The following is a 21,596-nucleotide window of genomic DNA, read 5'->3' as shown; positions in this document are numbered from 1 at the left end:
TGTCAGCCACATTTCCAGAGAAATGGCGGCGCTGCCGGGCAAAGCGACGCCAGGCAGCGCCGCCGCACACCGCCGACGGCAATCAGGAGGCGGCGATAAACAGCTCTCGCAGCTGATGCAGGCGGTCGCGAATTTCTGCCGCTTCTTCAAACTCAAGGTTCTGTGCGTGCTTCAGCATCTGCGCCTCCAGCGTTTGAATCTGCTGCTGAAGCGCCTTCGGCGTCAGCGCCTGAACGTCCGGCTCAACGATCGTCGCGGCGGAACGCGACTTGCCGCGGCCCTTCGCTCGGGTTTTCGCCAGCCCTTCGCCCATCGCCAGGATATCGACAACGTCTTTCACCAGCCCCTGCGGCACAATGCCGTGCTCTTCGTTGTAGCGCTCCTGCTTCTCGCGACGGCGCTCGGTTTCGCCAATGGCCTTCGCCATCGAGGGGGTAATCTTGTCGCCGTACAGAATCGCCTTGCCGTTGATGTTACGCGCGGCGCGGCCAATGGTCTGAATCAGCGAACGCTCGGAACGCAGGAAGCCCTCTTTATCGGCGTCGAGAATCGCCACCAGAGAGACTTCCGGCATGTCCAGACCTTCACGCAGTAAGTTGATGCCCACCAGCACGTCAAACTCGCCCAGACGTAAATCGCGGATGATCTCCATACGTTCCACGGTGTCGATGTCGGAGTGCAGGTAACGAACCCGCTCGCCGTGTTCTTCAAGGTATTCGGTCAGGTCTTCGGCCATCCGTTTGGTCAGGGTGGTGACCAGCACGCGTTCGTTGATCGCCGAGCGTTTGCGGATTTCCGACAGCAGGTCGTCGACCTGCGTCGACACCGGGCGCACTTCGATAATCGGATCGAGCAGCCCGGTTGGACGCACCACCTGATCGATCACTTCGCCGCCGGATTTCTCCAGCTCGTAGTTGCCCGGCGTTGCCGAAACGTAGATGGTCTGCGGCGCCAGCGCCTCAAACTCTTCAAACTTCAGCGGACGGTTGTCGAGCGCCGACGGCAGGCGGAAGCCGTACTCCACCAGCGTCTCTTTACGCGCCCGGTCGCCGCGGTACATGCCGCCGATTTGCGGAATGGTCACGTGCGATTCATCAATCACCAGCAGGCCATCGGCCGGCAGGTAGTCAAACAGCGTCGGCGGCGGCTCGCCCGGCCCGCGCCCGGAGAGGAAGCGCGAGTAGTTTTCAATGCCCGAGCAGTAGCCAAGCTCGTTCATCATTTCAAGATCGAACTGGGTACGCTGGCTCAGGCGCTGCTCTTCGAGCAGCTTATTGTTGGCCAGCAGCACCTTGCGGCGGTCCGCCAGCTCCTCTTTGATCTCTTCCATCGCCTGTACGATACGCTCGCGCGGGGTCACGTAGTGAGATTTGGGGTAGATGGTAAAGCGCTGGATGGTCGACTCAACGTGCCCGGTCAGCGGATCAAACAGCGAGAGACGCTCGACTTCTTCGTCGAACAGCTCGACGCGCAGGGCCAGGTCATCCGACTCTGCCGGGAAAATGTCGATCACCTCGCCGCGTACGCGGAAGGTGGCGCGCTGGAACGCCTGATCGTTACGGGTATACTGCAGCTCCGCCAGACGCCGCAGGATCGAACGCTGGTCGATAATCATGCCGACCGTCAGGTGCAGCATCATTTTCAGATAGAGATCCGGATCGCCCAGGCCGTAAATCGCGGATACCGAAGCCACCACCACCACGTCGCGGCGTTCGAGCAGCGCTTTGGTGGCCGACAGACGCATCTGCTCGATGTGTTCGTTCACCGAAGCATCTTTTTCGATAAAGGTGTCGGAGCTGGGAACATAGGCTTCCGGCTGGTAGTAATCGTAGTAGGAGACGAAATACTCCACCGCGTTTTCCGGGAAGAACGCCTTCATTTCGCCGTACAGCTGCGCGGCCAGCGTTTTATTCGGCGCCAGCACCATCGTCGGGCGCTGGAGGTCGGCAATCACGTTGGCCACGGTAAAGGTCTTCCCCGAGCCGGTTACGCCCAGCAGCGTCTGGTGCGCCAGGCCGTCCTCCAGCCCCTCTTTCAGGCGTGAAATAGCAACCGGCTGATCGCCGGAAGGACTGAACGCGGAATGTAACTTAAAGGGTTTACTCATGGGCAACGCTACCTGATAACGGATGGGCCGGGCTGGAGATTAATTCTACTCGTCGTCTGGCGAATTGCCAATAAAAAATACTGGATATAAAAACAGTAATGCACTATCGTCGTTCGGGTAAATCACGCTGCGCTAAGCGCAATAGGCGGAAATTTATCCTCTGACGACATAAAACACCAGCGGTACCGGGTTATCCCCAGAACTTTTTCTCTTTTAACATTTGTCAATATCGGTCATGAAAGTTTTATGGCAATCCCCAGCACTTTTTATGACGCCATTGCTTTTATTTATCTTACTGATTATTAAAGGAAAGACAGAAAAGCCGCCTTTCGCATCAATTCAGGCGCAGGCCGCATGTTCTCTCGTTTACCGCTAGTTTTCTAACTCTAATACACAGGGTTATCCACAGGAATAGTGGATAACTGCCGCTAGCCCCTATCCCCCGCCACCCGGCGGTTTGCGCAACTTCGTGTCAACGTCAGGACAAAAAAATATTTTCTCTCCAATTTTGATATGCATCAGCGAAAAAGCGCGCCCGTTTTATCCATAACAGCGCGCGTTTCCCTTACGTTTTCTGCGGCTTAGCGCTTACGAATGAAGACAGACGATGACGCAAAAATCAGCGTGAGGCAGAGAGATTTAGAGCACGCTCAGATCGAGATAGCCGCCAAGCGGCTGCGCGTCGACCGCCTCACCGAGCCACGGAATTTCGCCCAGGCAAGGCGCTGGCAGCATTCGCTGGAGGGTGCTGAGATACTCGGCGTGACGGCGACCCGGCGGCGTCACGTCATTGGCAATCCAGCCCGCCAGACGCAGCCCGGCCTGCTGTACCGCCTGAGCGGTTAACACAGCGTGATTGATGCAGCCAAGCTTCACGCCCACCACCAGAATCACCGGCAGCTGCTCGTCGCGGACCCAGTCGGCAAGCGTCAGCGTGGGCGACAGCGGCGTAAACCAGCCGCCCGCCCCCTCCACCAGCACCCAGTCCGCCTGCTCCTCCAGGGCGCGCAGCCCGGCAGACAGGACGCTGGCCTCAATGGGCCGCCGTTCGTCGGCGCTAACGATATGCGGCGAGGTGGGTTCGGCAAAGGTGTACGGATTCACCTCTTCATAGCGCAGCGGCAGCACGCTATTGCGCTGTAGCGCCAGCGCGTCGCTGTTGCGCAACCCTTCGTCGGTCATTTCGCTGCCCGACGCCACCGGCTTGTAGCCCGCGGTGCGTCTGCCAAGCAGGCGAGCGGCCTGCAGCAGCGCGATGCTGGCGACGGTTTTCCCCACTTCCGTATCGGTTCCGGTTACATAAAAACGTTCAGTCACGTGTGATGATTCCTGTGAAAAGATGGTAGGTCAGCGGGTAGGTACCCGCCTGCAACGGCCACGCCAGCTGTAGCTGCTGGAGCCTGCCGCGCGTGAGCGGCTGGCGGCTGCGCCCCTGATGCAGGTGCGTCGCGCCGATGCCCTTCAGCGAGCGCATGGCGCTTAACGCGTCGGGAAAAGGCAAGGTGATGGTGGTGGCCGCGCCATGCCCGGCATACGCCGCCAGCGCCTCGCGCAGCGTCGGCTCGGGCAGGAAACGGTTGGCGTGCGGGTGGCTGTCAATCGCCTGCCAGGCCTGATTCAGCTCCGGCAACGATCCCGCCGTCAGCGTGGTAAACGCCAGCGTGCCGCCGGGGGCGAGCTGCCGATAAAGCCCCGCCAGCGCCGCCTGCAGATCGCTGCACCACTGAATCGCCAGATTGCTCCACACCAGATCGAAGCCGCCGCCGCTCAGAGGAATGGCTTCGATATCCGCCAGCAGGTAGTCATCCGCCACCTGCTGTACACGCGCCTGTTGCAGCATTTCCGCGCTGAGATCCAGCGCCGTAACGTGACTGCCCCGTTCGCGCCAGTAGCGGCTGTAGCTGCCCGGTCCGCACCCGGCGTCCAGCACGCGGGAAAACGCCCGCGCCGGCAGCTGGGACAGCAGCTGCGCGGCGCTGAGGCGCTGTAACGCATCGTGTTGTTGATACGACGCGGCCGCGCGGCCAAAGGCCGCCGCGACCGCCTGTTTATCCACGCTCGCCATGCAATACCTCCAGCAACTGCACAATATCCTGCGCGTCATGCGCGGCGGTCAGCGTCAGGCGCAAACGCGCGCTACCCACAGGTACCGTCGGCGGACGAATAGCCGTCGCCCAGCAGCCCCGCTCGCGCAGGCGCTCAGCCAGCCGTAGCGTGTGCCCGTTATCACCCACAATCAGCGGCTGGATGGCGCTCTGCGAATCGGTCAGCGCATAGGCCAGCCCGCGCGCGCCGCGGCGGAAATCAGCGATATGCTGCGCCAGTTTCTCCCGCCGCTGCTGGCCGTCATCGCTGCGGATCACCGCCAGCGCCGCCTGCAGCGCCTGCGCCTGGGCGGGCGGCATGGCGGTGCTGTAAATCAGATGGCGGGCGAACTGGACGAAGTAGTCAGCCACCGCCTGGCTGCACAATACCGCCGCCCCGCTCAGGCCAAAGGCTTTGCCGAAGGTGACAACCAGCAGCTCCGGCTTCACGCCTTGCTGATAACAGCTGCCGCGGCCGTTTTCGCCCACCACGCCGATGCCGTGCGCGTCGTCGACCATCAGCCATGCCCCGGCGTGACGCGCCTCGGCGGCCACCTCGGCCAGCGGCGCACCATCGCCATCCATGCTGAACACCCCTTCCGTCACCACCAGCTGTTGCCCGGCGACAGGTGCCGCCAGTAGCCGGGCCAGATGCTGGCTGTCGTTATGCTGAAAACGCCGCAGCTGCGCGGGGCTTAGACTTGCCGCTTCCAGCAGCGAGGCGTGGCTCAGACGATCGGCGACGATGCGGTCCTCGCGGGCGGCCAGCGCCGCAATCACCGCCTGATTGGCGGCAAAGCCGGAGATAAACAGCAGCGCACGGTCGTAGCCCAGCCAGTCAGCCAGCTGTTCCTCCAGCCGCTGATGCGCCTGATGGTAGCCGGTGACGTGGCCGGAGCCGCCGCTGCCAACGCCGTAGCGTTCGGCGCCATCCTGCCAGGCGCGAATCACCTGCGGATGCTGGCTGAGCCCCAGATAGTCATTGCTGGAAAAATTGCGGTAGCGACGCTCACCGCACGTCAGCCAGCGCCCCGCGCCCTGCGCCAGCGGCTGGCGCTGACGAAAAGCCTGCGCCTCGCGGCGTTCGGCAACGGCGTGGTCTATTCGCTGCTGCCAGCTCATACCGCCGCCGCGTTGTAGTAATCCTCAGTGTCCGGCGTCATCAGCACCTGCTCCAGGCGCTGCTGCTGCTCGTTGTCTCCGGCGGTGACCGTGGTCTGCTGCGGGTTCAGCCCCAGCTTACGGAACAGCTGTAAATCTTTGTCCTCTTCCGGGTTCGGCGTGGTGAGTAGCTTGCAACCGTAGAAAATGGAGTTGGCCCCGGCCATAAAGCACATCGCCTGCGTCTGCTCGTTCATCTGCTCGCGACCAGCTGAAAGGCGCACGTGCGAGGTCGGCATCATGATGCGCGCTACGGCAATCGTGCGAATAAAATCAAAGGCATCCACGTCTTCGTTATCGGCCAGCGGCGTACCTTTGACCTTCACCAGCATGTTGATCGGCACGCTTTCCGGCGGGGTCGGCAGATTGGCTAGCTGCAGCAGCAGGCCCGCGCGGTCGGTCACCGTTTCCCCCAGTCCGACGATCCCGCCCGAGCACACTTTAATGCCGGCGTCGCGTACTTTATCCAGCGTGTCCAGGCGCTCCTGGTAGCTACGGGTGGTAATGATGTTGCCGTAGAATTCCGGCGAGGTATCGAGGTTGTGGTTGTAGTAGTCCAGCCCCGCTGACGCCAGACGCGCGGCCTGGCTGTCGGAGAGCGTGCCCAGCGTCATACAGGCTTCCAGCCCCATCTCTTTGACGCCCTGCACCATTTGCTCAAGGTACGGCATATCGCGCTCGTGCGGGTTTTTCCACGCCGCCCCCATGCAGAAGCGCGTTGAGCCTGCGAGCTTCGCTTTGCGGGCGGAATCCAGCACCTGCTCCACTTCCATCAGGCGCTCGCTCTCCAGCCCGGTTTTGTAGCGTGAACTCTGCGGGCAGTATTTACAGTCTTCCGGGCAGGCGCCGGTTTTAATCGACAGCAGCGTACTGACCTGCACCTGCTGAGGATCGAAATGTTGACGATGAACCTGCTGCGCTTCAAACAGCAGCTCCAGCAGGGGTTTTTCGAAAAGTTCGGTGACCTGCGACATTGTCCAGCGTAAAGGGTGAGCCATTGGCTTCTCCGGGGGTTTTGTTAATTTTCGGTTCGGTTTATACTTGTAAACCTAAAACTTTTCAAAATGGTTTACAAGTCGATTATGACAACGGACGATCTCGCCTTCGATAGCCGCCATATCTGGCATCCCTACACTTCCATGACCGCCCCGCTGCCGGTGTATCCGGTGGTTTCCGCCGCAGGCTGCGAGCTGCAGCTTGCCAACGGCGAGCGTCTGGTGGACGGCATGTCCTCCTGGTGGGCGGCGATCCACGGCTACAATCACCCGCGGCTGAACGCGGCGATGAAAGCGCAGATTGACCAGATGTCGCACGTGATGTTTGGCGGTATCACCCATCCGGCTGCGGTGGCGCTGTGCCGCAAGCTGGTGGCGATGACCCCGGCGCCGCTGGAGTGCGTTTTCCTGGCCGATTCCGGCTCGGTGGCGGTAGAAGTGGCGATGAAGATGGCACTGCAGTACTGGCAGGCAAAGGGCGAGCCGCGTCGGCGTTTCCTCACCTTCCGCAACGGCTACCACGGAGACACCTTCGGCGCGATGTCGGTGTGCGACCCGGACAACTCGATGCACAGCCTGTGGCAGGGCTATCTGCCGGAGAACCTGTTCGCGCCCGCGCCGCACAGCCGCTTTGACGGCGAATTTGACGAGTACGATATGGTGGCGTTTGCCCGCCTGATGGCCGCGCATCGTCATGAGATTGCGGCGGTGATCCTCGAACCTGTCGTCCAGGGCGCGGGGGGCATGCGGATGTATCATCCGGAGTGGCTCAAGCGCATCCGCAAAATGTGCGATCGCGAGGGGATTCTGCTGATTGCCGACGAGATTGCCACCGGCTTTGGCCGCACCGGCAAGCTGTTCGCCTGCGAACACGCGGAAATCAGCCCCGACATTCTGTGCCTTGGCAAGGCGCTGACCGGCGGCACCATGACGCTGTCGGCCACCCTCACCACCCGTGAAGTGGCGGAAACCATCAGCAACGGCGAGGCGGGCTGTTTTATGCACGGGCCGACGTTTATGGGCAACCCGCTGGCCTGCGCGGTGGCGACGGAAAGTCTGGCGCTGCTGGAAAGCGGCGAGTGGCAAACACAGGTGGCGGCCATCGAACGGCAGCTGAAGCGCGAGCTGGCCCCCGCCGCCGATGCGCCGCTGGTTGCCGATGTGCGCGTGCTGGGCGCGATTGGCGTGGTGGAAACGCGCTATCCGGTCAACATGGCGCAGCTACAGCGCTTCTTTGTCGAGCAAGGGGTCTGGATCCGGCCGTTTGGCCGCCTGATCTACCTGATGCCGCCCTACCTCATCACCCCGCAGCAGCTCACGCGCCTGACCCGCGCGGTGTGCCTCGCGGTTGAACAGGAAACATTTTTTATCCAATAAGCAGCGGTAATCTGCGGCGGTAACCGCTACACTCCTTTGTTAATCAGTGGATTAACAAAGGAGGCAGTTGATGAAATTAGTCAGCCACGATCTGCGTGACGGCGAGAAGCTCCCCCCGTCACAGGTTTTCAACGGTATGGGTTACGAGGGCGGCAATACCTCCCCGCATCTGGCATGGGATGACGTTCCCGCCGGAACCAAAAGCTTTGTCGTGACCTGCTACGACCCGGATGCGCCAACCGGCTCCGGCTGGTGGCACTGGATTGTCGCCAACATTCCGGCCGACGTCCGCGAACTGCCTACCGGCGCGGGCTCCGGTCTGGTCGGCCTGCCGGCAAGCACGCTGCAAACCCGCACCGACTTCGGCAAAGCGGGCTACGGCGGCGCGGCGCCGCCAAAAGGTGAAACTCACCGCTATATCTTTACCGTACACGCGCTGGACGTCGATAAGATCGACGTTGATGAAGGCGCCAGCGGGGCGATGGTCGGCTTTAACGTGCATTTCCACAGCCTCGGCAGCGCGAGCATTACCGCCCTGTTCAGCTAATCCTCCGCCGTACGTATTACGCCCCGCAGGGAAACCTCGCGGGGCTTTTTATTGCAATGTAATTTTCTAACGAAAAAACGGCGGACAGGAAAAGCGGAAAGGTGAAGCGAGGGGCATGTAAAAATACCTTGTGAATAAGGTCACAATTTGAAAACAAACACGCCAACATAAAAAGTGATTTTAATCACAAAAAATGGCGAGAGAAGCGCGATATTTTAACGTTGTAGCAGAGTTACAGCTCTTTTATGTGATCACGATCACCAAAACACCCCATCAAGCCCGGTAGGTATAGTGATCACCATCACAAATACCCCTCGGGGTACGCGAGACGAAAACGGCGTGATAGAGTCGATTTTGCATACAGAACGACTGGCTGGTTTTTGGCGAAACCAGCACGACTATTACGCGCGCAGCCTCTGACGCGCACCACGAGGGGTGTTTTTATGTTATCACCAGATATCAAGGTCAAGGTACAGAATTTTGGCCGTTTCCTCAGCAATATGGTCATGCCCAATATTGGCGCATTCATTGCCTGGGGTTTAATTACCGCACTGTTTATTCCCACCGGCTGGTTGCCGAATGAGACGCTGGCCAAGCTGGTCGGCCCAATGATCACCTATCTGCTGCCGCTGCTGATCGGCTACACCGGCGGCCGTCTGGTCGGCGGCGAGCGCGGCGGCGTGGTGGGGGCCATCACCACCATGGGGGTGATTGTCGGCGCCGATATGCCGATGTTTATGGGCGCGATGATCGCCGGTCCGCTCGGCGGCTGGGCGATTAAGCGCTTCGACCGGTGGGTCGACGGCAAAATCAAAAGCGGCTTTGAGATGCTGGTCAACAACTTCTCTGCCGGGATTATCGGCATGCTGCTGGCGATGCTCTCCTTCCTGGCTATCGGCCCGATGGTTGAACTGCTGTCGAAAGCGCTGGCGACCGGCGTTAACGTGATGGTGCAGAACAACCTGCTGCCGCTGACCTCTATCTTTGTCGAACCGGCAAAAATCCTGTTCCTTAATAACGCCATCAACCACGGTATCTTCTCGCCGCTCGGCATTCAGCAGGCCACGGAAACCGGCAAGTCTATCTTCTTCCTGATTGAAGCTAACCCGGGCCCGGGCCTCGGCATCCTGCTGGCGTACATGTTCTTTGGCAAAGGCAGCGCCAGGCAGTCTGCGGGCGGCGCGGCGATTATTCACTTCTTCGGCGGCATTCACGAAATCTACTTCCCGTACGTGCTGATGAACCCGCGCCTGATTCTGGCGGTGATCCTCGGCGGGATGACCGGCGTCTTTACCCTGACCCTGTTTAACGCAGGCCTGGTGTCACCGGCGTCGCCGGGTTCTATCTTTGCCGTGCTGCTGATGACGCCGAAAGCGTCGCTGATTGGCGTCGTGCTGTCGATTCTCGCCTCAACGCTGGTCTCCTTCCTCACCGCGTCGATGCTGCTGAAACGCGTTCGCGTGGGTGATGAAGAGAGCAACGGCCTGGCGGAAGCCACCCGTCGGATGCAGAGCCTGAAGCAGCAGTCCAAATCAGGCGCGAAGCCGTCCGGCGAGCAGCCGCAGCCGGCACCGGCGCTGGATCTGGCGAAAGATCTGCACCACGTGCGTAACATCATCGTCGCCTGCGACGCCGGAATGGGCTCCAGCGCCCTCGGCGCGGGCGTTCTGCGTAAAAAGGTGAAAGATGCCGGTCTCAGCCATATTTCGGTGACCAACTGCGCCATCAACAGCCTGCCGGACAATGTGGACCTGGTGATTACCCATCAGGATCTCACCGAACGCGCCATGCGCTTTGCGCCGCAGGCGATGCATATGTCGCTGAGCAACTTCCTCGATAGCGGCCTGTACACCGACTTAACCACCCGTCTGCTAGCGGCAAAACTGCCGCCCGCGGCGAACGACAGCCGCCTGATTAACCAGACGATTATCGCCGCCAACGACGACGCGTACGCCGCAGGCGAACGCGAGGAGAACCTGTTCAAGCTCAGCGCCGATAATATTTTCCTCAACTTAACCGCCGATAATAAAGAGCAGGCCATTCGCTTTGCCGGTGAAAAGCTGGTCTCCGGCGGCTACGTCGAGCCGGATTACGTTGACGCCATGCTGGCGCGTGAAGCGCTGACCACCACTTACCTTGGAGAATCCATCGCCGTTCCTCACGGCACCGTAGAAGCCAAAGACCGCGTGCTGCGCACCGGGATTGTCATTTGCCAGTACCCGGAAGGGGTCCGTTTCGGCGATGAGCCGGACGACGTTGCCCGACTGGTGATCGGCATTGCCGCCCGCAACAACGAGCACGTGCAGGTTATCGCCCGCCTGGCCAACGCGCTGGATGATAAGGACGTGATTGAACGTCTGACGCAGACCACCAGCGTGCAGGAGATTTTGCAGCTCCTGTCCGGCGAACAAGCAGCCTAAGGTGATGGGGGCGCTGCCCCCTGATACGGAAAAATTTTTCGAGGAAATAAGCGAATGAAAGCAATTCATTTTGGCGCAGGGAATATTGGTCGCGGCTTTATTGGCAAACTGCTGGCGGACGCCCAGGCGGAGCTGACCTTTGCCGACGTTAACCAGCCGCTGGTCGATCAGCTGGCGCATCAGCAGCACTATCAGGTCAACGTGGTCGGCGAAAATGCTCACGTTGAGCAGGTCAATCGCGTCAGCGCTGTCTACAGCAACAGCCCGGACGCCATCGCGCAGATTGCGCAGGCCGATATCATTACCACCGCCGTTGGCCCGCAGGTGTTGAGCAAAATCGCCAGCACGCTGGCCGAGGGATTAATCGCCCGTCACGCGCGCGGTAACCACCAGCCGATGAACATCATCGCCTGTGAAAATATGGTGCGCGGCACCAGCCAGCTTAAGCAGCACGTGCTGCAAGCGATCCCCGCGGAGCTTCACGGCTGGGTAGAGGAGCACGTCGGGTTCGTCGATTCGGCGGTCGACCGTATCGTACCGCCGGGCACCGCGGCGAACGACGATCCGCTGGACGTTACCGTCGAGACCTTTAGCGAGTGGATTGTCGACCGCACCCAGTTTAAGGGTACGCTGCCGGACATCGCCGGGATGGAACCCACCAGCAATCTGATGGCCTATATTGAGCGTAAGCTGTTTACCCTCAATACCGGTCACGCGATTACCGCCTATCTCGGTCAGCTGGCGGGCTATCAGACTATCCGCGAGGCCATTCTCGACCCGGCCATCCGTGAAACGGTCAAAAAAGCCATGCAGGAGAGCGGCGCGGTGCTGATTCAGCGTTACGCCTTCGATCCGCAGCAGCATGCTGCCTATATCGATAAGATTCTGACCCGCTTTGAGAACCCTTATCTGCACGATGACGTGGAGCGCGTTGGCCGCCAGCCGCTGCGTAAACTGAGCGATAGCGATCGCTTAATCAAGCCGCTGCGCGGCACGCTGGAATACGGTCTGCCCAATGGCCATCTGATCATCGGCATCGCCGCCGCGCTGCACTATCGCAGCAGTCAGGATCCACAGGCGCAAGAAATGGCAAACCTGCTGGCGGAAAATGGGGTAACAAACACGGTCACTGCGGTTTGTGGCCTGCAGGACCAGCCAGCACTTGTCGCCCAGATCGTGAATGTGTATAACGCCATGCAACACAAAGAATGATGTAACACCCATAGCTGGGCGCGGCGGCCAACGACCGCCGCGCCCGATGAAGAAGGGTAAGATGAAATTGAATCTCCTGCGCAAACATGCGCAAGCAGCACCGGAAAACCAGCGTCCGAAGGAAACGGCTCCAGAGCAGCCACCAGTAGCGGAAAGCACAACCAGGATGATGGCCATGATGGACGACGCATACTTGACCCAAAATCAGGCGGCGGAAAATCGCATCCTGGAGCGGCTTAACGCCCGACAGACGCTGACGGGGTTTATTCAAACCGCCGTTGGATTACTGTCGGAAGCGGTTGACCAGCTGATTCTGCAAGCCTTCCGCAAAGACGATTACGCCGTGAAGTACGCGGTGGAACCGCTGCTGGAAGGCAGCGGCCCGCTGGCTAACCTGCCGGTTCGGCTGAAGCTGATTTACGCGCTGGGCGTGATTAGCCGCGATGAATATGAAGACGTCGAACTGCTACTGGCGCTGAACAACGAGCTGGCGCACGAGAACAAAATCTACAGCTTTACCGATGACGAAATTCTGGGGCCTATCAACATGCTGCACTGCATGACGGCGCTGCCGCCCCCGCCGACGCTGCATCTGCCGGAAGACGTGGTCGACGACGCCCTGAGAACCATGCAGGAGCAGCGCTACCAGCAGATGGTGCGTTCCACGCTGGTGCTCAGCATTACCGATTTAGTGACCAGCCTGGCGCACAAGAAAGCGTTTTAATGGGTGATACTCCACGGCGGATGGATAAGGCCATTGAATGGCACTCTCCTTCGCCATTCGTTCTGTCTTTCTTTCCGCTTGCATAAGTTGTCAAAAAAACAGGCGATTTTTTTGTCAGCACATCTTCCCGTTTCGCTCAACTTAGTATAAAAAGGCTGCTTTTACAGGATTCTCATTTCACTTAATTAGCCTGGAGCAACATGAACACTTTCTCGGTTTCTCGTCTGGCGCTGGCATTGGCTTTTGGCGTGACACTGACTGCTTGCAGCTCAACCCCAGCGGACCAGCAACCTTCTGACCAGACCGCGCCTGGTACCGCCTCCCGTCCGGTACTGTCGGCGGATGAAGCGCAGAACTTTACCGCCGCGCGTTATTTCTCGTCGTTAGATCCTAACGCTGCCGCCTGGTCTCCGTCTTCCATCGCCGTGCCGGCAAAAGCCGACTTCGTGGTTGGCCCGGCCGGTACGCAGGGCGTAACGCACACCAGCATTCAGGCCGCCGTGGATGCCGCTATCGCGCGTCACAGCAGCTCACGTCTGTATATCGCCGTGCTGCCGGGTGAGTATCAGGGCACCGTGTACGTTCCGGCCGCTCCGGGTAGCCTGACCATCTACGGTACCGGCGAGAAAGCGATTGACGTCAAAGTGGGCCTGGCGATTGATTCCGAAATCGATCCGGCAAGCTGGCGTAAACTGGTTAACCCAGGCGGCAAATACATGCCGGGCAAACCGGCGTGGTACATGTTCGATAGCTGCCAGAGCAAGCGCAGCGCCACCATCGGCGTGATGTGCTCCGCCGTCGTCTGGTCGCAGAACAATGGGTTACAGCTGCAAAATCTGACCATCGAAAACAACCTGGGCGACAGCGTTGACGCAGGCACTCACCAGGCGGTGGCTCTGCGCACCGATGGCGATAAAACCCAGCTGAACAACGTCAATATCCTGGGCCGTCAGAATACCTTCTTCGTGACCAACAGCGGCGTTGATAACCGTCTGCAAAACAACCGCCAGACCCGTACGCTGGTCAGCAACAGCTACCTCGAAGGCGATGTGGATATCGTGTCCGGTCGCGGCGCGGTGGTGTTCGACAACACCGACTTCCGCGTAGTGAATTCCCGTACGCAGCAGGAAGGCTACGTCTTCGCTCCGGCCACCCAGTCCAATATCTTCTACGGCTTCCTGGCGACCAACAGCCGCTTCACCGCCGCCGGTGACGGCGTGGCGCAGCTGGGCCGTTCGCTGGACGTGGACGGCAACACCAACGGTCAGGTAGTGATTCGCGATAGCGTGATTAACGAAGGCTTTAATTCCGCAAAACCGTGGGCCGACGCCGCCGTGTCTAAACGCCCGTTCAGCGGCAACACCGGCGCGCAGGACGAGAAAGGCCAGCTGAAACGCGATCTTAACGACCGCAACTTCAACCGCATGTGGGAATACAACAACCGCGGCGTGGGAAGTCACGTGGTGGCTGAGCCGAAGCAGTAACGCGTGATTAGATGTGAAAAAAGCCCATGATTCCATGGGCTTTTTTATCGCACAGGCCTGATAAATTTAGCGTCATCATGCCTGAGCGCGCAGGTTGCCGGATGGCGGCGTAAACGCCTTATCCGGCCTACTATTAATTAATGCGCGTTAACCACCACCCACATCGGGCCCTGGCCTACCGCGTAACGCCCTTTCTCCTGCAGCAGCCCCTGCTCACCGGCAATTTCATACACCGCGATATGGTGTGATTTCTGCCCGGCGGCAATCAGGTATTTACCGCTATGGTCGATGTTGAAGCCGCGCGGCTGGGTTTCCGTCGGCTGGAACCCTTCCAGCGACAGCACGCTGCCGTCTTCGGAGACGCTGAACACGGTGATCAGGCTGGAGGTGCGGTCACAGGCATACAGGTGACGCCCGTCCGGCGTAATGTGGATATCGGCCGCCCAACGGGTGTCGGTGAAATCGGCAGGCATCATATCCAGCGTCTGCACGCATTCAATCTTGCCGTGCGGGTCTTTCAGCTCCCACACATCAACCGAGCTGTTCAGTTCATTGACGCAGTAGCCGTACTGTGCATTCGGATGGAACACCATATGGCGCGGGCCAGCGCCTTCAACGGTGGTCACTTCCGCCGGGGTTTGCGCGGAGAGGAAACCGTCGTCGCTCAGGGTAAACAGGCAGATACGATCCTGCTTCAGCGCCGGTACCCACAGGGTGCGGTTATCCGGAGAGATGTTCGCCGAGTGGCAGCCGTCCAGGCCATCCGCCACCGTCACGGTATCACGCGGCAGGCCGTCCTGCAGGCGAATCACCGCCACGTTAGCCTGGTTGTAAGAGGCGCTGAAGATAAAGTTGCCTTTACGGTCGGTGGAAATATGCGTCGGGCTGCCCGGCAGCGGCGCTTCAGCTTCATAGGTCAGCGCGCCGTCGTCCGGCGCGATACGGTAGGCCAGCACGCGGAACTCAGGGCGCACGCCAACGTACAGATAACGTTTATCAGGGCTGATGACCATCGGCTGCACCTGACCCGGAACATCCACCACCTGTACCAGCTTCAGGCTGCCATCGTGGTTCAGCGACCAGACGTGGATCTGCTGGCTTTCCGGGCTGGCGGTATAAACGGTCTGTTTCATGAATACTCCTTTCTGAAAACACATAATATGCGGCTATTTATCACACCATTTTGCCGTACAGGTATCTCGGTGTACCATCCTGCACAGCGAATTTTCTCTTCAACTCGAGACAAGACTATGACTGCACGTGTGATTGCCCTGGATCTGGACGGAACGCTCCTGACGCCAAAGAAAACCCTACTCCCCTCTTCTCTGGAAGCGCTGAACCGCGCCCGCGAGGCAGGTTACCAATTAATGATCGTCACCGGTCGTCATCACGTTGCCATTCATCCTTTTTATCAGGCACTGGCGCTGGATACACCTGCAATTTGTTGTAATGGCACCTACTTGTATGATTATCAAGCGAAAAAAGTACTGGATGCCGATCCGATGCCGGTCGAAAAGGCCCAGCAGCTGATTTCCCTGCTGGATGAGCACCAGGTTCACGGCCTGATGTACGTCGACGATACCATGATGTATCAGCACCCCACCGGCCACGTCATTCGCACCAGCAACTGGGCGCAGAGCCTGCCGGAAGCCCAGCGTCCGTCCTTTACCCAGGTGGATTCGCTGGCGCAGGCGGCGCGTGAGGTTAACAACGTGTGGAAATTCGCCCTGACCGATGAAGACGGCGAGAAGCTGCAAAACTTTGCGAAACACGTTGAGCAGACGCTGCAGCTTGAGTGCGAATGGTCGTGGCACGATCAGGTCGATATCGCGCGCCAGGGCAACAGCAAAGGCAAACGCCTGACGCAGTTCATCACCGCGCAGGGCTGGTCCATGCAGGACGTGGTCGCGTTTGGCGATAACTTCAACGATATCAGCATGCTGGAAGCGGCCGGGACCGGCGTGGCGATGGGGAATGCGGATGATGCGGTGAAAGCGCGCGCCAACGTGGTGATCGGCGATAACACCACCGATGCCATCGCCGAATTTATCTATACCCGCCTGCTGTAATCAGGCGGTAATCGATACGCTCTTAATCTGCGCAAACAGCCACTGTCCTGGCTTCACCGCCAGGTCATCGCGCGCCCACGGGCTGATACGCGCCCACAGCGTGCGGCCGCTGACCTCTAGCTGCACTTCAACCTGGCCGTTATCGTCGTAGCACTGGAGCACTTTGGCGTGCAGCACGTTACGGATGCTGGAGTGCTGCGGCGGCTGGAGCACCAGCGAGACGTCGGTAGCCTGAATGCGCACGCGCACCGCGCTTTGTAGCGGCTTATCCAGTTTGTTAACCCACAGATGCTGGTCGCCCAGCGCCAGCGCGGTCATCGCATAGTGTGGGTGGTGTTCCAGCAGCGTCACGCGCAGAATGCTGCTCTGCTGATCCTGCGGCAGCCACGGGTGCATCACGCTGCTGCCCCACACCTCTTCCAGATTGCCGAACGCTTTCACCTGCCCGCCTTCCAGCACCAGTACTTTATCGGCCAGATGCAGGATCTCATCCAGCGAGTGGCTGACGTAGAGCATAGGAATGTTAATTTCGCGCGCCAGGCGCTGAAGATACGGCAGCAGTTCGCGCTTGCGCGGGATATCCAGCGACGCCAGCGGCTCGTCGAGCAGCAGCAGCTCCGGCGCGGTCAGCAGCGCGCGACCGATCGCCACCCGCTGTTTTTCACCGCCGGACAGGCTACCCGGCAGACGGTCGAGCAGCGGTTCAATGCCGAGCAGCGACACCAGCTTGTCAAACTGATCGGCCATACTTTTCGCCATACCATAGCGCAGGTTGCCGCGCACCTTATAATGCGGGAACAGACGCGCGTCCTGGAACACATAGCCGATGCGGCGATTCTCCGGCGCCAGGCAGATCCCCTGCTCGACGTCGTTCAGCACGCGGCCGTTGAGCACAATGCGCCCCTGCTGCGGTTTAGTTAGCCCGCTGATGGCGTTAATCAGCGAGGTTTTGCCCGCCCCTGAAACACCGAATACGGCGGTGATCCCGGAGGCCGGCAGCGATTCATTGATTTCCAGACAGTGCGTGCCCAGCGTCTGGCTAAAGTTCAGTTCCAGCATGGTTTACGCTCCCATCCTGCGGCGGCTAACGCCCGCCAGCCATTCGGAAATCATCAGCGAAATCAGCGCCAGAACGATAGAGATCAGGCACAGACGCGCCGCGGCGCTTTCGCCGCCGGGAGTCTGAATCAGGGTGTACATCGCCGACGGAATGGTGCGGGTTTCGCCGGGAATATTGGAGACAAAGGTAATGGTCGCGCCGAACTCGCCGAGCGAACGGGCAAACGCCAGCACGGTGCCGACGATAATTCCCGGCAGCATCAGCGGCAGCGTAATGGTGCAGAACACCCGCCAGCGCCCTGCGCCAAGGGTTCGCGCCGCCTGCTCGAGCTTGATGTCGACGCCTTCCAGCGCCAGGCGAATCGCCCTGACCATTAGCGGGAACGACATCACCGCCGCGGCAATCACCGCCCCGCGCCAGCTAAAGGCGAAAGTCAGCCCAAACCAGTCGTACAGCCAGCTGCCGATAAAACCACGACGGCCCATCGCCACCAGCAGTAAATAGCCCACTACCACCGGCGGGAGCACCAGCGGCAGGTGGATAAGGCCATCCAGCAGCGCCTTTCCGGGGAAATTGCGGCGCACCAGCAGCCAGGCAAAAAAGATCCCAAACGGCAAACTCAACAGGACGGCCAGGGAAGAGACTTTCAGGCTTAGCAGTACCGCCTGCCATTCGGGATCGGTCAATATCATTAGTGAGTCGTAAATCCGTAACGTTTAAAGATTTCCGCCGCCTGCGGCCCTTTCAGGTAATCATAGAATGCCGAGACGGTTGCGTTTTTGTGGCCATCAGTAATGGCAATCGGGTATTCCACCTTCTGATGCGAATCTTCCGGGAAGGTGCCCACGACTTTAACACCTTTGCTGGCAACCGCGTCAGAACCGTACACGATACCCAGCGGCGCTTCGTTGCGTTCAACCAGCGCCAGCGCGCCGCGCACGTCTTCCGCCGGGGCCAGTTTCGGCGCCAGGGTTTCCCATGCGCCCAGCTTCTGCAGCGCTTCTTTCGCATAGATGCCCGCCGGTACGTGGTCCGGGTCGCCTACCGCCAGACGGCCGCCCTTCAGCAGGCTGGTCCAGTTAGTTTTCGCATCCACGGTGATGTCGCCCTGTTCGCTGGCCTTCGGCGCAACCACGACCAGGCTGTTACCCAGCAGCGTTTCACGGGTGGCGGTGTCGATGGCTTTTTTATCTACCGCGTAGTCCATCCATTTCTGGTCAGCGGAGATAAACAGATCCGCCGGCGCACCGGCTTCAATCTGGCGAGCCAGCGTAGAAGAAGAGGCAAATGAGGAGACAACATCAACGTTCTTTTCTTTTTTATACGCTTTCGCAATATCCTGCATCGCATTAGTCAGCGACGCCGCGGCAAAAACGGTAATTTTCGCGTCCTGCGCCAGCGCGTGACCCGCAACGGAGAGGGTTAAGGTCGCCCCTGCAAATAAACGTAACCATGTACCTGTCATTTAAAACTCCTGTGCCAAACGTTATATACACAAAGATATAGCGAGGATTATAGGGGTTTTCTGAAATTAATGCATCATGGATACATGAATGATTGTCGTGTTTACAAGATATTATCGGCAGAAGTGCCGGAAACTTAATAGCAAAACGCCCGGAGAGCCCGGGCGTTTCTGAGGAAATCAGTGGTTTTGCTGGCTGCTGTCTTTGTGACCGACGCCGGAGAAGATGTTGAACACTTCACCCAGACCGTAAATCAACCCCAGGATGATAGCCATCACTACGGGTACCATGATTACGGCAAATACCAGACTTTTCAACAACTCTAACATGGTTTACTCCATACAATGTGATGTTGCTATTGTAACCGGATATCGCAGAAATACACTCCCTTTTGTGCGGTGTGCTTTGCGCTTGCTAACATTTGGGTCAAAATACCCTTTTATTTGCCAGGATACTCTTATGCAGGCTGAAATCCTTCTTACCCTCAAGCTCCAGCAGCGCCTGTTCGCCGATCCGCGACGCATCTCGCTCCTCAAACAGATAGCACAAACTGGCTCCATCAGCCAGGGGGCTAAAAATGCGGGCATCAGCTATAAGAGCGCATGGGATGCGATTAACGAGATGAATCAGCTGAGCGAACAGTCGCTGGTTGATCGCGCCACCGGCGGTAAAGGCGGCGGCGGCGCGGTAGTGACCCGCTACGGCCAGCGCCTGATTCAGCTTTACGATCTGCTGGCGCAGATCCAGCAAAAAGCCTTCGACGTTCTCAGCGACGACGACGCGCTGCCGCTCGACAGCCTGCTGGCCGCCATCTCCCGCTTCTCGCTGCAAACCAGCGCCCGAAACCAATGGTTTGGTACGGTAACCCGCCGCGACCACCAGCAGGTGCAACAGCACGTCGACATTCTGTTGGCCGACGGCACGACCCGGCTGAAGGTGGCGATTACCGCACAAAGCGGCGAGCGCCTGGGTCTGGATGAAGGCAAAGAAGTGCTGGTGCTGCTGAAAGCGCCGTGGGTAAACGTCACTCCAGACCCGGCGGTAGCCGCCGAGGCCGACAATCAGCTCGCCTGCCGCATCAGCCACATCCAGCGCGGCGCGGAGCAGTGCGAGGTCCTGATGGCGCTGCCGGACGGGCAAACCCTGTGCGCCACCCTGCCGCTGCACGAGGCGCAGACGCTGGAGGAAGGTGCTGACGTCACAGCATACTTTAACGCCGATCGCATCATTCTTGCCACGTTGTGCTGATGGCATTGACATTGCGCTGAGGAAGACGTATCCCTGATGCATATTGCTGCAAAAAACGGGATACCACATGTCATCATTGCAAATTTCGCAAGGCACGTTTCGTCTTAGCGATACTAAAACGTTAAACATTGCGCAGCTGGCGCTGCGCGCTGGCGAAAGCTGGGCTTTCGTGGGCAGCAACGGCAGCGGGAAATCCGCGCTGGCCCGCGCGCTGGCGGGCGAACTGCCACTGCTTACCGGCCGCCGCGATAGCCAGTTCACCCGCATTACCCGTCTCTCCTTCGAGCAGCTGCAGAAGCTGGTCAGCGATGAGTGGCAGCGCAATAACACCGATATGCTCAGCCCCGACGAAGACGATACCGGGCGCACCGCCGCGCAGATTATTCAGGATGAAGTCAAAGACGCCGCGCTGTGCGCACGGCTCGCCGGGCAGTTTGGCATCAGCCACCTGCTGGACCGACGCTTCAAATACCTGTCGACCGGCGAAACCCGTAAAACCCTGCTCTGCCAGGCGCTGATGGCGCAGCCGGATCTGCTGATCCTCGACGAACCCTTTGACGGCCTCGACGTCGCCTCGCGCCGCCAGCTGGCCGATCATCTGGCGACGCTGCACGAGGCGGGCTACACGCTGGTGCTGGTGCTCAACCGCTTTGATGATATCCCGGACTTTGTGCCGTTTGCCGGCGTGCTGGCTGACTGTACGCTGACCGAAGTCGGCGAGAAAAAAACGCTGCTGGAGCAAACGCTTATCGCCCAGCTGGCGCACAGCGAGAAGCTCTCCGGCATGACGCTTCCCGAGCCGGACTCCCCTTCCGCCCGCCTCTCTCTGCCCGATGACCAGCCGCGTATCGTGCTGCGCGACGGCGTGGTGTCGTATAATGACAGGCCGATTATTAACCACCTCAGCTGGACGGTAGCGCCGGGAGAACACTGGCAAATCGTCGGCCCCAACGGCGCCGGTAAATCAACGCTGCTGAGCCTGGTCACCGGCGATCATCCGCAGGGCTACAGCAACGATCTGACGCTGTTTGGCCGCCGCCGCGGCAGCGGCGAAACCATCTGGGATATCAAAAAACACATCGGCTACGTCAGCAGCAGCCTGCACCTGGACTACCGCGTCAGCACCACGCTGCGCAACGTAGTGCTCTCCGGCTATTTCGATTCGATAGGCATTTATCAGGCAGTCTCCGACAAGCAGCGCAAGCTGGTCGACGAATGGCTGGCGATCCTCGGGATGGACGCCCGCACCGCCGACGCCCCGTTCCATAGCCTCTCCTGGGGCCAGCAGCGGCTGGCGCTGATCGTCCGCGCGCTGGTGAAACACCCGACGCTGCTGATCCTCGACGAGCCGTTACAAGGGCTGGATCCGCTTAACCGCCAGGTGGTACGCCGGTTTATCGACGTGCTGATTGGCGAGGGCAAAACGCAGCTGCTGTTTGTCTCGCACCACGCGGAAGATGCGCCTGAATGCATCACCCACCGCCTGGAGTTTGTCGCCGACGGCGATGGCTATCGTTACGAAATTGGCCCACGTTGATTTTCCCCTAACGCTCGGCCAGGCTTCCCCCTTCATCGCCCGGCCGAGCGTTAGCCACGCCGGGTAAACCCATCTATTTTCAGATTTCTGCCTTAAAATCAGTCTATT

The 21,596-nt window shown here is 59.5% G+C and carries 19 protein-coding genes; 9 read left to right on the top strand and 10 right to left on the bottom strand.

The window, feature by feature from the left end; translation table 11 throughout:
- Window positions 1–82: 82 nt before the first annotated feature.
- The 5 genes from uvrB to bioB all read right to left on the bottom strand — a co-directional run bounded on the left by uvrB (window position 83) and on the right by bioB (window position 6,350).
- Window positions 83–2,107 (bottom strand): excinuclease ABC subunit UvrB, encoded by a 2,025-nt coding sequence (uvrB, locus tag ACK5JN_RS12840; protein ID WP_416870541.1) that lies wholly within the window; start codon window positions 2,105–2,107, stop codon window positions 83–85.
- A 639-nt stretch (window positions 2,108–2,746) separates the two neighbouring features.
- On the bottom strand, window positions 2,747–3,424 hold the full coding sequence (gene bioD / locus ACK5JN_RS12835; RefSeq protein ID WP_416870540.1) for a dethiobiotin synthase: 678 nt from the start codon (window positions 3,422–3,424) through the stop codon (window positions 2,747–2,749).
- A complete protein-coding gene (gene bioC / locus ACK5JN_RS12830) occupies window positions 3,417–4,172 on the bottom strand; it encodes a malonyl-ACP O-methyltransferase BioC (RefSeq protein ID WP_416870539.1) in 756 nt (251 codons plus the stop codon). The genes bioD and bioC overlap by 8 nt, the downstream gene beginning before the upstream one ends.
- The gene (gene bioF / locus ACK5JN_RS12825; protein WP_416870538.1) at window positions 4,156–5,313 is read right to left on the bottom strand and encodes an 8-amino-7-oxononanoate synthase; all 1,158 of its coding nucleotides are present in this window, start codon (window positions 5,311–5,313) and stop codon (window positions 4,156–4,158) included. The genes bioC and bioF overlap by 17 nt, the downstream gene beginning before the upstream one ends.
- On the bottom strand, window positions 5,310–6,350 hold the full coding sequence (gene bioB, locus ACK5JN_RS12820; RefSeq protein WP_416870537.1) for a biotin synthase BioB: 1,041 nt from the start codon (window positions 6,348–6,350) through the stop codon (window positions 5,310–5,312). The genes bioF and bioB overlap by 4 nt, the downstream gene beginning before the upstream one ends.
- 84 nt (window positions 6,351–6,434) lie before the next feature.
- Between bioB and bioA the strand changes: the two genes are divergently transcribed.
- The 6 genes from bioA (at window position 6,435) to ACK5JN_RS12790 (ending at window position 14,111) form a co-directional block, all read left to right on the top strand.
- Entirely contained in the window at window positions 6,435–7,724 is a 1,290-nt protein-coding gene (gene bioA, locus ACK5JN_RS12815; protein ID WP_416870536.1) for an adenosylmethionine--8-amino-7-oxononanoate transaminase, read from the top strand.
- A 70-nt stretch (window positions 7,725–7,794) separates the two neighbouring features.
- Window positions 7,795–8,271: a kinase inhibitor gene (locus tag ACK5JN_RS12810; protein WP_416870535.1), complete on the top strand. Its 477-nt coding sequence runs from the start codon at window positions 7,795–7,797 to the stop codon at window positions 8,269–8,271.
- A gap of 443 nt (window positions 8,272–8,714) precedes the next feature.
- Entirely contained in the window at window positions 8,715–10,691 is a 1,977-nt protein-coding gene (locus ACK5JN_RS12805) for a PTS mannitol transporter subunit IICBA (RefSeq protein WP_416870534.1), read from the top strand.
- 54 nt (window positions 10,692–10,745) lie between these two features.
- Window positions 10,746–11,903, top strand: coding sequence for a mannitol-1-phosphate 5-dehydrogenase (locus ACK5JN_RS12800; RefSeq protein ID WP_416870533.1), 1,158 nt, complete (start codon window positions 10,746–10,748; stop codon window positions 11,901–11,903).
- Between the two features lie 166 nt (window positions 11,904–12,069).
- Window positions 12,070–12,627, top strand: coding sequence for an MltR family transcriptional regulator (locus tag ACK5JN_RS12795; RefSeq protein ID WP_416870654.1), 558 nt, complete (start codon window positions 12,070–12,072; stop codon window positions 12,625–12,627).
- 200 nt (window positions 12,628–12,827) lie between these two features.
- Window positions 12,828–14,111 carry a putative acyl-CoA thioester hydrolase gene (locus ACK5JN_RS12790; protein ID WP_416870532.1) on the top strand — a complete coding sequence of 428 codons (1,284 nt, stop codon included), beginning with the start codon at window positions 12,828–12,830 and terminating at the stop codon, window positions 14,109–14,111.
- 137 nt (window positions 14,112–14,248) lie between these two features.
- Here ACK5JN_RS12790 and pgl read toward each other — a convergent pair whose 3' ends face one another.
- Window positions 14,249–15,244 carry a 6-phosphogluconolactonase gene (gene pgl, locus ACK5JN_RS12785; RefSeq protein ID WP_416870531.1) on the bottom strand — a complete coding sequence of 332 codons (996 nt, stop codon included), beginning with the start codon at window positions 15,242–15,244 and terminating at the stop codon, window positions 14,249–14,251.
- A gap of 117 nt (window positions 15,245–15,361) precedes the next feature.
- On the opposite strand from pgl, the gene ACK5JN_RS12780 reads away from it, so the two are divergent.
- The gene (locus tag ACK5JN_RS12780) at window positions 15,362–16,180 is read left to right on the top strand and encodes a pyridoxal phosphatase (protein WP_416870530.1); all 819 of its coding nucleotides are present in this window, start codon (window positions 15,362–15,364) and stop codon (window positions 16,178–16,180) included.
- Here ACK5JN_RS12780 and modC read toward each other — a convergent pair whose 3' ends face one another.
- The 4 genes from modC to ACK5JN_RS12760 all read right to left on the bottom strand — a co-directional run bounded on the left by modC (window position 16,181) and on the right by ACK5JN_RS12760 (window position 19,032).
- Window positions 16,181–17,239, bottom strand: a complete 1,059-nt coding sequence (modC, locus tag ACK5JN_RS12775) for a molybdenum ABC transporter ATP-binding protein ModC (protein WP_416870529.1) — start codon at window positions 17,237–17,239, stop codon at window positions 16,181–16,183.
- Window positions 17,240–17,242: 3 nt separating this feature from the next.
- Entirely contained in the window at window positions 17,243–17,932 is a 690-nt protein-coding gene (gene modB / locus ACK5JN_RS12770; RefSeq protein ID WP_416870528.1) for a molybdate ABC transporter permease subunit, read from the bottom strand.
- A complete protein-coding gene (gene modA / locus ACK5JN_RS12765) occupies window positions 17,932–18,705 on the bottom strand; it encodes a molybdate ABC transporter substrate-binding protein (RefSeq protein WP_416870527.1) in 774 nt (257 codons plus the stop codon). Before modA ends, modB begins: the two co-directional genes overlap by 1 nt.
- A 177-nt stretch (window positions 18,706–18,882) precedes the next feature.
- Complete coding sequence (locus tag ACK5JN_RS12760) at window positions 18,883–19,032, bottom strand: AcrZ family multidrug efflux pump-associated protein (RefSeq protein ID WP_064548379.1); 150 nt, start codon at window positions 19,030–19,032, stop codon at window positions 18,883–18,885.
- A 130-nt stretch (window positions 19,033–19,162) separates the two neighbouring features.
- On the opposite strand from ACK5JN_RS12760, the gene modE reads away from it, so the two are divergent.
- Both modE and modF read left to right on the top strand, forming a co-directional pair.
- Window positions 19,163–19,951, top strand: a complete 789-nt coding sequence (modE, locus tag ACK5JN_RS12755; RefSeq protein ID WP_416870526.1) for a molybdenum-dependent transcriptional regulator — start codon at window positions 19,163–19,165, stop codon at window positions 19,949–19,951.
- A gap of 67 nt (window positions 19,952–20,018) precedes the next feature.
- A complete protein-coding gene (gene modF, locus ACK5JN_RS12750) occupies window positions 20,019–21,488 on the top strand; it encodes a molybdate ABC transporter ATP-binding protein ModF (RefSeq protein WP_416870525.1) in 1,470 nt (489 codons plus the stop codon).
- Window positions 21,489–21,596 lie beyond the last annotated feature (108 nt).

Source organism: Kluyvera sp., from assembly GCF_047971185.1.
Taxonomy (GTDB): domain Bacteria; phylum Pseudomonadota; class Gammaproteobacteria; order Enterobacterales; family Enterobacteriaceae; genus Kluyvera.
This window is presented reverse-complemented; position numbering and strand designations above follow the sequence as displayed.